Genomic DNA, 12,326 nt, shown 5'->3' on the forward strand with positions numbered 1-12,326 from the left:
TAATACCTGAGATGTTAAATTTTGCCTGGCGGTTTGTACGATAAATTAAAAATAACGATATATTTCATATGGATATGGAATTTTAAATGATACCGCTTTGGTGGTATTCGGTGTAACCCCTCCCCTGAAAGTCCCTCGTCGTCTTGATCGTTATCAATTCTCCCCCTCTTTCAGGGCGTTACCTTCGCTGCAAATCAGCAATGTCGATTTAGAGAGCCACAGGCTCCACACAGGAGATACCCGATGAGCAAATTTTTGGACCGGTTTCGCTACTTCAAGCAGAAGGGCGAAACGTTTGCCGATGGGCACGGCCAGGTTCTGGATACCAACCGGGACTGGGAAGACGGTTACCGCCAGCGCTGGCAGCATGACAAAGTCGTCCGTTCGACCCACGGCGTGAACTGCACTGGCTCATGTAGCTGGAAAATTTTCGTTAAAAACGGTCTGGTGACCTGGGAAATGCAGCAGACCGACTACCCGCGCACCCGCCCGGATATGCCGAACCACGAACCGCGCGGCTGCCCGCGTGGCGCCAGCTACTCCTGGTATCTCTACAGCGCGAACCGTCTGAAATACCCCCTGATGCGCAAGCGCCTGATGAAAATGTGGCGTGAAGCGAAAGTGCAACACAGCGATCCGGTGGATGCCTGGGCCTCTATCATTGAAGACGCGGATAAAGCGAAAAGCTTCAAGCAGGCTCGCGGCCGAGGTGGTTTCGTTCGCTCTTCCTGGAAAGAGGTGAACGAGCTGATTGCCGCCTCCAACGTCTACACCGTGAAAACCTACGGTCCTGACCGCGTGGCGGGCTTCTCGCCAATCCCGGCGATGTCGATGGTCTCTTACGCTTCCGGCGCGCGCTATCTCTCCTTAATCGGCGGTACCTGTCTGAGCTTCTACGACTGGTACTGCGACCTGCCGCCGGCGTCTCCGCAGACCTGGGGCGAACAGACCGACGTGCCGGAATCCGCAGACTGGTACAACTCCAGCTACATCATCGCCTGGGGCTCAAACGTGCCGCAGACCCGTACGCCGGACGCGCACTTCTTTACCGAAGTGCGTTACAAAGGCACCAAAACCGTGGCGGTGACCCCGGACTACGCCGAAATCGCCAAGCTGTGCGATCTGTGGCTGGCACCGAAACAGGGTACCGATGCGGCGATGGCGATGGCAATGGGCCACGTCATGCTGCGCGAGTTCCATCTGGATAAACCAAGCCAGTACTTCACCGACTACGTCCGTCGCTACACCGACATGCCGATGCTGGTCATGCTGGAAGCGCGTGACGGGTACTATGCCGCAGGCCGCACGCTGCGTGCAGCCGATCTGGTGGACGCGCTGGGCCAGGAAAATAACCCAGAGTGGAAAACCGTTGCCTATAACAGCAACGGCGAACTGGTGGCGCCAAACGGCTCTATCGGCTTCCGCTGGGGCGAGAAGGGCAAGTGGAACCTTGAGCAGCGTAACGGCACGACCGGTGAAGAGACGGAACTGCGCCTGAGCATGCTGGGTAGCCAGGACGAGATCGCCGAGGTGGGCTTCCCATACTTCGGCGGTGAAGGTTCCGAGCACTTCAACAAGGTTGAACTGAAAAACGTACTGATGCACAAGCTGCCGGTAAAACGCCTGCAACTGGCCGACGGGTCTACCGCGCTGGTCACCACCGTTTATGACCTGACCATGGCGAACTACGGCCTTGAACGCGGCCTGGGCGATGAAAACTGCGCTACCGGCTATGACGACGTGAAAGCCTACACCCCAGCATGGGCAGAGCAGATCACCGGCGTTCCACGCGCGCAGATCGTGCGTATCGCCCGCGAGTTCGCGGAAAATGCCGACAAAACCCATGGTCGCTCAATGATCATCGTCGGTGCGGGTCTGAACCACTGGTATCACCTCGATATGAACTATCGCGGCCTGATCAACATGCTGATCTTCTGCGGCTGCGTCGGTCAGAGCGGCGGCGGCTGGGCGCACTACGTGGGCCAGGAAAAACTGCGTCCGCAGACCGGCTGGCAGCCGCTGGCGTTTGCCCTCGACTGGCAGCGTCCGGCACGCCACATGAACAGCACCTCTTACTTCTATAACCACTCCAGCCAGTGGCGCTACGAGACGGTCACCGCGCAGGAGCTGCTGTCGCCGATGGCGGATAAATCCCGCTACAGTGGCCACCTGATTGACTTCAACGTGCGCGCCGAGCGCATGGGCTGGCTGCCGTCTGCGCCGCAGCTGGGCACTAACCCGCTGCGCATCGCGGAAGCGGCAAAGCAGGCGGGCATGTCACCGGTGGATTACACCGTGAAATCGCTGAAGGATGGCTCAATCCGCTTCGCGGCGGAACAGCCGGAGAACGGTAAAAACCATCCGCGTAACCTGTTCATCTGGCGATCCAACCTGCTGGGCTCGTCCGGTAAAGGCCACGAGTACATGCTGAAATACCTGCTCGGTACCGAAAACGGTATCCAGGGTAAAGATCTCGGCAAACAGGGCGGCGTGAAGCCGGAAGAGGTGGAGTGGAAAGACAACGGTCTCGACGGCAAGCTGGATCTGGTGGTCACCCTCGACTTCCGCCTGTCCAGCACCTGCCTGTACTCCGACATCGTGCTGCCAACCGCGACCTGGTACGAAAAAGACGATATGAATACCTCGGATATGCATCCGTTTATTCATCCGCTGTCTGCGGCCGTTGACCCGGCGTGGGAATCGAAAAGCGACTGGGAGATCTACAAAGACATCGCGAAGACATTCTCCGAAGTCTGCGTGGGGCACCTCGGCAAAGAGACCGACGTGGTGACGCTGCCCATCCAGCACGACTCTGCCGCCGAACTGGCGCAGCCGCTGGACGTTAAGGACTGGAAAAAAGGCGAATGCGACCTGATCCCGGGCGTGACCGCACCGCACATCATTCCGGTTGAACGTGACTACCCGGCAACCTACGAGCGCTTTACCTCCATCGGCCCGCTGATGGAGAAAATCGGTAACGGCGGCAAAGGCATCGCCTGGAACACCCAGAGCGAAATGGATCTGCTGCGCAAGCTCAATTACACCAAAGCGGACGGCCCGGCCAAAGGCCAGCCAATGCTGAACACGGCAATTGATGCGGCGGAGATGATCCTGACCCTGGCACCGGAAACCAACGGCCACGTGGCGGTGAAGGCCTGGGCGGCCCTGAGCGAGTTCACCGGTCGCGACCATACCCACCTGGCGACGAATAAAGAGGAAGAGAAAATCCGCTTCCGCGATATTCAGGCCCAGCCGCGCAAGATTATCTCCAGCCCGACCTGGTCAGGCCTGGAAGACGAGCATGTGTCCTATAACGCGGGCTACACCAACGTTCACGAGCTGATCCCATGGCGCACCCTGTCCGGTCGCCAGTCGCTGTATCAGGATCACCAGTGGATGCGTGACTTCGGTGAAAGCCTGCTGGTTTACCGTCCGCCAATCGACACACGCTCCGTGAAAGCCGTGATGGGCGCGAAATCGAACGGCAACCCTGAGAAGGCGCTGAACTTCCTGACGCCGCACCAGAAGTGGGGTATTCACTCCACCTACAGCGACAACCTGCTGATGCTGACCCTGTCGCGCGGCGGTCCGATTGTCTGGATGAGCGAAGCGGACGCCAAAGATCTGGGTATCGAAGATAACGACTGGATCGAAGTGTTCAACAGTAACGGCGCCCTGACGGCACGTGCGGTGGTGAGCCAGCGCGTACCGGCCGGGATGACCATGATGTACCACGCGCAGGAACGTATCGTTAACCTGCCGGGATCTGAGATCACCGAGCAGCGCGGCGGGATCCACAACTCCGTGACCCGCATTACGCCGAAGCCGACCCACATGATCGGTGGTTATGCCCAACTGGCCTACGGCTTTAACTACTACGGCACCGTAGGATCGAACCGCGATGAGTTCGTGGTGGTACGTAAGATGAAGAATATTAACTGGTTAGATGGCGAAGGTAATGACCAGGTACAGGAGAGCGTAAAATGAAAATTCGTTCACAAGTCGGCATGGTGCTGAATCTGGATAAATGCATCGGCTGTCATACCTGCTCAGTCACCTGTAAAAACGTCTGGACCAGCCGTGAAGGTATGGAGTACGCCTGGTTCAACAACGTGGAAAGCAAGCCGGGCACCGGCTTCCCGACCGACTGGGAAAACCAGGAGAAGTGGAAGGGCGGCTGGATCCGTAAAATCAACGGCAAGCTGCAGCCGCGCATGGGTAACCGCGCTTGGCTTCTGGGAAAAATCTTCGCTAACCCGCATCTGCCGGGCATCGAGGATTACTACGAGCCGTTTGATTACGACTACCAGAACCTGCACAACGCGCCGGAAGGCAAACACCAGCCGATCGCCCGTCCTCGCTCGCTGATCACCGGTCAGCGCATGGACAAAATTACCAGCGGTCCAAACTGGGAAGAGATTCTGGGCGGCGAGTTCGAGAAACGCGCCAAAGACCAGAACTTCGAGAACATGCAGAAGGCGATGTACGGCCAGTTCGAAAACACCTTCATGATGTATCTGCCGCGCCTGTGCGAGCACTGTCTTAACCCGGCATGCGTGGCGACCTGTCCGAGCGGCGCCATCTACAAGCGTGAAGAAGATGGCATCGTGCTGATCGACCAGGACAAGTGCCGCGGCTGGCGTATGTGCATCACCGGCTGCCCGTACAAAAAGATCTACTTCAACTGGAAGAGCGGCAAGTCTGAGAAGTGCATCTTCTGCTACCCGCGTATCGAAGCCGGTATGCCGACCGTCTGTTCCGAAAGCTGCGTAGGCCGTATTCGCTACCTCGGCGTGCTGTTGTACGACGCGGACGCGATTGAAAACGCCGCGAGCACCGAGAACGAGAAGGATCTTTATCAGCTTCAGCTGGACGTGTTCCTCGATCCGAACGATCCGAAGGTGATTGAGCAGGCGCTGAAGGACGGCATTCCGCAGAGCGTGATTGACGCCGCGCAGCAGTCTCCGGTGTACAAGATGGCGATGGACTGGAAGCTGGCCCTGCCGCTGCATCCGGAATACCGCACGCTGCCGATGGTCTGGTACGTGCCGCCGCTGTCGCCGATTCAGTCTGCCGCTGACGCGGGCGAGCTGGGCAGCAACGGCATTCTGCCGGACGTGGAGAGCCTGCGTATTCCGGTTCAGTACCTGGCCAACCTGCTGACCGCCGGGGATACCCAGCCCGTACTGCTGGCGCTGAAGCGTATGCTGGCGATGCGTCACTTCAAACGTGCGGAAACCGTGGACGGCGTGACCGATACCCGCGCGCTGGAAGAGGTTGGTCTGACCGAAGCGCAGGCGCAGGAGATGTACCGCTATCTCGCGATTGCCAACTACGAAGACCGTTTCGTGGTGCCGAGCAGCCACCGTGAGCTGGCCCGCGAAGCCTTCCCTGAAAAAAATGGCTGTGGCTTTAGCTTTGGCGATGGTTGCCACGGGTCAGACAGCAAATTCAACCTGTTCAACAGCCGCCGCATCGACGCCATGGATGTGACCAGTAAAACGGAGCCGCACTCATGATTGAACTCGTCATTGTTTCGCGTCTGCTTGAGTACCCGGATGCGGCGCTTGCGCAGCATCAGCAGGAACTTTTTGATGCGCTTACGGCATCTGAAAACCTGGATAAAGAAGATGCTCAGAAGTTGGGCGTTTTCCTCCGTGACCTGCTGGCGCGCGATCTTCTTGATGCGCAGGCGGACTACAGTCAGCTGTTTGATCGGGGGCGTGCGACCTCGCTGCTGCTGTTCGAACACGTTCACGGTGAATCCCGCGACCGCGGTCAGGCGATGGTGGATCTGATGGCCCAGTACGAACAGCACGGCCTGCAGCTCGACAGCCGCGAGCTGCCGGACCATCTGCCGCTCTATCTGGAATATCTGGCGCAGTTGCCGAAAGAGGAGGCGCTGGGCGGTCTGCAGGACATCGCGCCGATCCTGGCGCTGCTCGGCGCGCGTCTTCAGCAGCGCGAGAGCCGCTATGCGGTGCTGTTCGATCTGCTGGTGAAGCTGGCCAACGCCGCGGTCGACAGTGAAAAAGTGGCGGAGAAAATCGCCGATGAAGCCCGTGACGATACGCCACAGGCGCTGGATGCGGTATGGGAAGAAGAGCAGGTGAAATTCTTTGCTGACCAGAACTGCGGCGAGTCTGAAATCGCCGCTCACCAGCGTCGTTTTGCCGGCGCGGTTGCCCCGCAATATCTGAATATCTCTAACGGAGGACGGCACTAATGCACTTCCTGAATATGTTCTTCTTTGACATTTACCCGTATATCGCGGGAACCGTGTTCCTGGTGGGAAGCTGGCTGCGTTACGACTACGGCCAGTACACCTGGCGTGCCGCCTCCAGCCAGATGCTGGATCGCAAAGGGATGCATGTGGGCTCTAACCTGTTCCACATCGGTATTCTGGGCATTTTTGCCGGTCACTTCCTCGGGATGCTGACGCCGCACTGGATGTATGAAGCGTGGCTACCGATTGAGGTGAAGCAGAAGATGGCGATGATCGCCGGCGGTGCCTGCGGGGTGATGACCTTAGTCGGTGGCCTGCTGCTGCTGAAACGTCGTCTGTTCAGCCCACGCGTGCGTGCTACCACGACCGCTGCGGACATCCTGATCCTCTCCCTGCTGATGGTGCAGTGCGCGCTGGGTCTGTTGACCATTCCGTTCTCGGCGCAGCATATGGACGGGAGCGAAATGATGAAGCTGGTGGGCTGGGCGCAGTCCGTGGTGACCTTCCACGGCGGAGCGTCTGCGCACCTGGACGGCGTAGCGTTTATCTTCCGTGTCCACCTGGTGCTGGGGATGACGCTGTTTGTGCTGTTCCCGTTCTCCCGCCTGGTGCATATCTGGAGCGCGCCGGTGGAGTACCTGACGCGCAAATATCAGATAGTACGCGCCCGTCGCTAATTTGCCGTTTTGATACCAACCCCGCACTCGCGGGGTTTTTTTTCGCCCCAGCCCAGGTTGTTGCCTGCGGCAGCAAACAGGATCAGCGCGCCGCCTGCCAGTTGCGTCAGGCTCAGCGCGTGTCCGAAAAGCAGATTATCAACCACAATTGCTACCACCGGATAGATAAACGACAGGGAGCCGGTAATGGGCGTCGGCAGCTTCTGAATCGCGCTGTAGAGCAGCTGGTACATAATGCCGGTATGGACAATGCCGAGCGTCAGCAGCATCGGCCAGGGGAAATCACCAGAAAATGACGGCAGGCTGGCAAACGGCAAAAGCATCACGACGCCGGTCAGCACCTGGATAAAGGCAATATGCTGCGGTGCGATTGTTTTCAGTTTGCGCGCAATGATTGCCGTCAGCGCGTAGAAGAAGGCCGCGGCCATTGCCAAACCCATTCCGGTGAGCCATTCACTGCCATGCGCGCCGGCGAGCTCGCTGGAGAGCAGGATCACCACGCCGCCAAAGGCGAGAAACAGCCAGCCCCATTTCACCAGGCTGACGCGTTCCCCTAAAAACATCCCCATCAAGACCAGCATAAACGGCTGGGTGTTATACACCACGGTCGAAAGACCAATCGAGATCCGCTCATAGGCCGCGAAGAGCAGCAGCCAGTTCACCACGAGCGCCACGCCGCCGAGAATAGCGAACAGCAGCGTGGTGCGGGTGAGGGGATTAAAGGGCTTTTGACTGACCCGGATAAAAATAAAAAGCGCTATAGCTCCGATAAGACAGCGCCAGAACACCACTTCCGTCACCGGCAGACCGGAGAGCAAAACAAACGCGCCGATAGAGCCGGAAATTAACATCGCCAGGCTCATTTGCCAGACGCCTTTATGTAAATCACGCATCATCCACCTCCTGATTAATGACGCTATTGTCGAAAATCGCTGTCGGGTTTTACAGGGGGGATATAAGGTTGAAAAGGTAAATGACTTTTTAAAATTAGGTGAAAAGAATGGAATGCCTTATCGATGATATCGACCGACAAATTTTAGCCTGTCTGGTTGAGGATGCGCGCATGTCGTTGAAGGTGCTCAGCGGCCGCATCGGTCTGACGTCCCCCAGCACGGCAGAACGCCTGAAGAGGCTGGAAGAGCGCGGTGTGATCCAGGGTTATGGTGCGCGGGTGAATCTGGCGGCGCTGGGGTATACGCTGCAGGCGCTGGTAAGGGTTCGCCCCTTACCGGGTCTGTTGCATAAGGTGGATAAGTACATTCAGGCCATGCCGGAGTGTATTGAGAGCGACAAAGTGACCGGGGAAGATTGCTTTGTGATTAGGCTGGTGGTGCGATCGATAGAGCAGCTGGATGCGCTGCTGGACGGTCTGGCAGAGCATGCTCAGTGTAATACGTCGATTGTGAAGAGTTCGCCTGTCAGGCGTCGTTTGCCGCCGATGTAGCCATTTTTCGCCGGGTGGCGGCTGCGCCTTACCCGGCCTACAAAGGCGGACTTGGTTTTTTTATGCTGGGGAAGTGATGGTGGTGGGGGAAGGATTCGAACCTTCGAAGTCGATGACGGCAGATTTACAGTCTGCTCCCTTTGGCCGCTCGGGAACCCCACCAGGGGTAATTCAAATTTTGAGGTCGTGCTGAGAGATGGTGGTGGGGGAAGGATTCGAACCTTCGAAGTCGATGACGGCAGATTTACAGTCTGCTCCCTTTGGCCGCTCGGGAACCCCACCACGGGGTAATGCTTTTTACTGGCCTGCTTCCTGCTGGAAGCGGGGCGCATCATATCAAATGAGACGCCCCTGTAAAGCTTTCCTTTAGGGAAACGAAGTTGTTTGCCTGCTTTTTATCCGTAAAGGCGCAAAGCTAATCAATTCATTTTCCGAAAGATTAAAGAATGATGGTTCTGTTACCGTAAACGAAGACACGCTGGGCCAGCACCTGATACAGCGCGCGGCTTAACACATTCTTCTCAACATCACGGCCTGCGCGCATCATGTCTTCAGCCGTGTAGGTGTGATCCACATGAATCACGTCCTGCATGATGATGGGACCTTCGTCCAGGTTGTCATTCACGTAGTGTGCGGTCGCGCCGATGATCTTCACGCCGCGCTCGTAGGCCTGGTGGTATGGACGCGCGCCAATAAAGGCCGGCAGGAACGAGTGGTGGATGTTGATGATCTTGTTCGGGAAACGCGCCACGAAAGATGGCGTTAACACGCGCATGTATTTCGCCAGCACCACATAGTCCGGGTTATGCGCTTCAATGGCCTGCGCCATCAGATCGTCGTGCTCTTCGCGGGTATGACCTTCATGGCTGACCAGCTCGAACGGAATATCAAAGCGCTCGACCAGCGTACGCAGCGTCTCGTGGTTGCCAATCACGGCAGCAATTTCAACGTCCAGACCGCCGTAGTTGGCCTTCATCAGCAGGTCACCCAGGCAATGTGCTTCTTTGGTCACCAGGATCACGATGCGGCGTCGGCCCGCTGGGGTCAGCTCACGTACGGAGCCTTCCGGAAGCGCGCTATCCAGATCGGCCAGCAGCGTGGTGTCGTTGAAAATACCTTCCAGTTCGGTACGCATGAAGAAGCGGCCGGTACGGTGGTCAACGAACTCGTTGTTCTGCACGATATTCAGTTCATGTTTGTAGCAAATGTTGGTAATTCGTGCGATCAGCCCTTTTTGATCGGGACAGATGGTGCGCAGAACTTTACGTTGTAATGATTGCATCGCCGGGAAATCCTGTTTGTATTTGCGAAGTCTGGATTGTCAGGCATTACTGCCCGCAACACTTTTTAAATTTTTTACCTGAACCACAAGGGCAGGGATCGTTACGACCAAACTGTGGGCGCGTTCCGTCAATATAATACCATTGCCCGCTTTCCTTTAAGAACCGGGAACGCTCGATAATGGCACCCGGTTTATTATTCTCGGTAAAACGGGCAACAAAGCTGACGTAACCTTCATCCTCATGACTGCCTGGAGAGGATTCATAGACGGTGAGGCCGAGCCACTGCGTGTTCGCAAACCCGGTTTCGATGTCCTGCTTGAAATCGGCTGCGCGGCAGGATGGATGCCAGGTTTTAATCAGATAGTCTGCGTCTTTGATCACAAAAGCAGTGTACCGTGAACGCATAAGGTGTGACGGGTCTGGTGCAACCTGATCGCCAGAAAGATATCGCTGGCAACATAGGCTATACTCCAGAGCGCTACCACAAGGGCAGAGTTGAGACACGATTCTCTTCCTGGAACAAAATATAAAGGCGTTAAACGCTTCGGGTAGCACTATGTTAACTGAGGCGTTGCGTTGATGCCATGTCAGGAATCCAGGGGACGTAAAACAGGACTAATGAGAAAGGTTAAAATTGGGCTGGCGCTGGGTTCAGGTGCCGCCCGGGGATGGTCGCACATCGGCGTGATTAATGCCTTAAATCAGATGGGCATTACCGTCGATATTGTTGCAGGGTGTTCAATCGGATCGCTTGTCGGCTCCGCTTATGCGTGCGGGAAGCTTCCGGAACTCGAGACGTGGGTGCGCTCCTTCAGCTACTGGGACGTGCTGCGTCTGATGGACCTCTCCTGGCAGCGTGGTGGACTGTTGCGCGGCGAACGCGTCTTTAACCAGTTCCGCCAGGTCATGCCTCTCGAAGACTTCACTGATTGTCAGATGCCTTTCGGCGCCGTCGCGACAAACCTCAGCACAGGACGCGAGCTCTGGCTCACCGAAGGCGATATCCATCTTGCCGTGCGTGCCTCCTGCAGTATGCCGGGACTCATGGCGCCTGTCCCACACAACGGTTACTGGCTTGTCGATGGTGGCGTCGTTAACCCGGTTCCTATCTCACTGACGCGTGCTATGGGGGCGGACATTGTGATTGCCGTCGACTTGCAGCACGATGCTCACCTGATGCAACAGGATCTCATGCCGGTCAATCTCCAGAGCGAAGATGCTGAGGGCGAGAAACTGGCCTGGCATGAACGCCTGCGCGGAAGAATCGGGCGTCTGGCCGCGCGTCGTTCGGTTGCCGCACCGACGGCGATAGAAATCATGACCACGTCAATTCAGGTTCTCGAGAACCGCCTTAAACGTAACCGTATGGCAGGCGATCCTCCGGATATTCTTATTCAGCCGTACTGTCCGCAAATCTCTACCCTTGATTTCCATCGGGCTGAGGCCGCCATCGCAGCGGGCTCGTTAGCCGTCGAAAAGAAAATGGACGAATTGTTGCCTTTTGTGCAGACCGCACGTTAAGCACCTTTTTTTGACTACTTCAGCAAAATCTGACAGGCGATAGTGCCGATCGCATGCCACTATTTAGTTACTGTCAGCCAGGGGAGGAACCATGACGCAGCCATTGGCCGGAAAACACATTTTGATTGTTGAAGACGAGCCCGTTTTCCGATCGCTACTGGATTCGTGGTTATCCTCGCTGGGCGCAATGACGTCACTGGCTGAAGATGGCATCGAGGCCCTGGAAAAAATGATCAGCATTATGCCCGATTTGATGATTTGCGACATTGCGATGCCGCGTATGAATGGACTGAAGCTGGTTGAACATCTGCGTAACGAAGGCAATCAGACGCCGATTCTGGTGATCTCTGCCACCGAGAACATGGCGGACATCGCAAAAGCATTACGTCTTGGGGTACAGGATATTCTGCTTAAGCCGGTCAAGGATTTGCATCGGTTGCGAGAAACGGTCCTGGCGTGCCTTTATCCGAATATGTTTAATTCCCGGGTAGAGGAAGAGGAGCGTCTTTTCCAGGACTGGGACGCTCTGGTGAGTAATCCGCCTGCCGCGGCGAAACTGTTGCAAGAACTCCAGCCACCCGTCCAGCAAACTATTTCACACTGTCGCGTAAATTATCGGCAGCTTGTGGCCGCTGACCAGCCAGGACTGGTGCTGGATATTGCGCCACTGTCAGATTCCGATCTTGCGTTTTATTCTCTGGATGTCACCCGGGCGGGGGATAACGGTGTATTAGCGGCGTTACTTCTTCGTGCGCTATTTAATGGTTTGTTGCAGGAACAGTTATCCCATCAGGGACAACGGTTGCCTGAGTTAGGCAGTTTACTCAAACAGGTAAACCAGCTTTTTCGTCAGGCCAATCTGCCTGGACAGTTCCCGCTATTGGTTGGCTATTACCATAGTGGTTTAAAAAATCTGATCCTCGTTTCAGCCGGTCTCAATGCATCACTGAATACCGGTGAACACCATATTCAGGTGAGTAACGGTGTACCGCTTGGGACGTTGGGAACGGCGTATCTTAATCAAATTAGCCACCGCTGTTCCTCGTGGCAGTGCCAAATTTGGGGGGCCGGGGGACGGTTACGCTTAATGTTGTCCACGGAATAAGCAATTGGATCGTCATTTTAAGATTGCTTTACCTGTGTTTTACGGGGAGTGCTACTATCGCTGCCCGGTT

At 56.4% G+C, this 12,326-nt stretch carries 10 protein-coding genes and 2 tRNA genes; 7 read left to right on the forward strand and 5 right to left on the reverse strand.

Annotated elements, in window-relative coordinates; genetic code table 11:
- The first annotated feature begins 243 nt into the window (after nucleotides 1-243).
- Genes CWR52_RS22030 through narI form a run of 4 tightly spaced genes read left to right on the forward strand, consistent with a single transcriptional unit; the run spans nucleotide 244 to nucleotide 6,903 of the window.
- Entirely contained in the window at nucleotides 244-3,987 is a 3,744-nt protein-coding gene (locus CWR52_RS22030; RefSeq protein ID WP_104950767.1) for a nitrate reductase subunit alpha, read from the forward strand.
- Nucleotides 3,984-5,519, forward strand: a complete 1,536-nt coding sequence (narH, locus tag CWR52_RS22035; RefSeq protein ID WP_104950768.1) for a nitrate reductase subunit beta — start codon at nucleotides 3,984-3,986, stop codon at nucleotides 5,517-5,519. The genes CWR52_RS22030 and narH overlap by 4 nt, the downstream gene beginning before the upstream one ends.
- Nucleotides 5,516-6,226, forward strand: coding sequence for a nitrate reductase molybdenum cofactor assembly chaperone (gene narJ / locus CWR52_RS22040; RefSeq protein WP_104950769.1), 711 nt, complete (start codon nucleotides 5,516-5,518; stop codon nucleotides 6,224-6,226). Before narH ends, narJ begins: the two co-directional genes overlap by 4 nt.
- The gene (gene narI, locus CWR52_RS22045; protein WP_023312107.1) at nucleotides 6,226-6,903 is read left to right on the forward strand and encodes a respiratory nitrate reductase subunit gamma; all 678 of its coding nucleotides are present in this window, start codon (nucleotides 6,226-6,228) and stop codon (nucleotides 6,901-6,903) included. Before narJ ends, narI begins: the two co-directional genes overlap by 1 nt.
- Here the strand turns inward: narI and CWR52_RS22050 are convergent.
- Entirely contained in the window at nucleotides 6,900-7,796 is an 897-nt protein-coding gene (locus CWR52_RS22050) for a DMT family transporter (RefSeq protein WP_104950770.1), read from the reverse strand. The genes narI and CWR52_RS22050 overlap by 4 nt on opposite strands.
- A 107-nt stretch (nucleotides 7,797-7,903) precedes the next feature.
- Between CWR52_RS22050 and CWR52_RS22055 the strand changes: the two genes are divergently transcribed.
- A complete protein-coding gene (locus CWR52_RS22055; RefSeq protein ID WP_021240337.1) occupies nucleotides 7,904-8,347 on the forward strand; it encodes an Lrp/AsnC family transcriptional regulator in 444 nt (147 codons plus the stop codon).
- Between the two features lie 77 nt (nucleotides 8,348-8,424).
- Here CWR52_RS22055 and CWR52_RS22060 read toward each other — a convergent pair.
- From CWR52_RS22060 to CWR52_RS22075, 4 genes are all read right to left on the reverse strand, one after another.
- Nucleotides 8,425-8,509: transfer RNA gene (locus CWR52_RS22060), tRNA-Tyr, on the reverse strand.
- A 35-nt stretch (nucleotides 8,510-8,544) separates the two neighbouring features.
- Nucleotides 8,545-8,629, reverse strand: a tRNA-Tyr gene (locus CWR52_RS22065).
- Nucleotides 8,630-8,786: 157 nt separating this feature from the next.
- Nucleotides 8,787-9,629, reverse strand: a complete 843-nt coding sequence (gene purU / locus CWR52_RS22070) for a formyltetrahydrofolate deformylase (protein WP_023312104.1) — start codon at nucleotides 9,627-9,629, stop codon at nucleotides 8,787-8,789.
- Between the two features lie 46 nt (nucleotides 9,630-9,675).
- Nucleotides 9,676-10,134, reverse strand: a complete 459-nt coding sequence (locus CWR52_RS22075) for a YchJ family protein (protein WP_114149327.1) — start codon at nucleotides 10,132-10,134, stop codon at nucleotides 9,676-9,678.
- A 114-nt stretch (nucleotides 10,135-10,248) separates the two neighbouring features.
- On the opposite strand from CWR52_RS22075, the gene rssA reads away from it, so the two are divergent.
- The gene (gene rssA, locus CWR52_RS22080; RefSeq protein WP_045908968.1) at nucleotides 10,249-11,151 is read left to right on the forward strand and encodes a patatin-like phospholipase RssA; all 903 of its coding nucleotides are present in this window, start codon (nucleotides 10,249-10,251) and stop codon (nucleotides 11,149-11,151) included.
- Between the two features lie 91 nt (nucleotides 11,152-11,242).
- Nucleotides 11,243-12,256 carry a two-component system response regulator RssB gene (rssB, locus tag CWR52_RS22085; protein WP_104950771.1) on the forward strand — a complete coding sequence of 338 codons (1,014 nt, stop codon included), beginning with the start codon at nucleotides 11,243-11,245 and terminating at the stop codon, nucleotides 12,254-12,256.
- The last annotated feature ends 70 nt before the right edge of the window (nucleotides 12,257-12,326 follow it).

It is taken from the genome of Enterobacter sp. SGAir0187, from assembly GCF_002952735.2.
In the GTDB taxonomy this organism is placed as follows: domain Bacteria; phylum Pseudomonadota; class Gammaproteobacteria; order Enterobacterales; family Enterobacteriaceae; genus Enterobacter; species Enterobacter quasiroggenkampii.

Bases quoted from the DNA above. Each gene is read 5' to 3' on its own strand.
- narJ (WP_104950769.1), top strand. From the start codon at position 5,516: ATGATTGAACTCGTCATTGTTTCGCGTCTGCTTGAGTACCCGGATGCG.
- CWR52_RS22050 (WP_104950770.1), bottom strand. From the start codon at position 7,796: ATGCGTGATTTACATAAAGGCGTCTGGCAAATGAGCCTGGCGATGTTA.
- purU (WP_023312104.1), bottom strand. From the start codon at position 9,629: ATGCAATCATTACAACGTAAAGTTCTGCGCACCATCTGTCCCGATCAA.
- CWR52_RS22030 (WP_104950767.1), top strand. From the start codon at position 244: ATGAGCAAATTTTTGGACCGGTTTCGCTACTTCAAGCAGAAGGGCGAA.
- narH (WP_104950768.1), top strand. From the start codon at position 3,984: ATGAAAATTCGTTCACAAGTCGGCATGGTGCTGAATCTGGATAAATGC.
- rssA (WP_045908968.1), top strand. From the start codon at position 10,249: ATGAGAAAGGTTAAAATTGGGCTGGCGCTGGGTTCAGGTGCCGCCCGG.
- CWR52_RS22055 (WP_021240337.1), top strand. From the start codon at position 7,904: ATGGAATGCCTTATCGATGATATCGACCGACAAATTTTAGCCTGTCTG.
- narI (WP_023312107.1), top strand. From the start codon at position 6,226: ATGCACTTCCTGAATATGTTCTTCTTTGACATTTACCCGTATATCGCG.
- rssB (WP_104950771.1), top strand. From the start codon at position 11,243: ATGACGCAGCCATTGGCCGGAAAACACATTTTGATTGTTGAAGACGAG.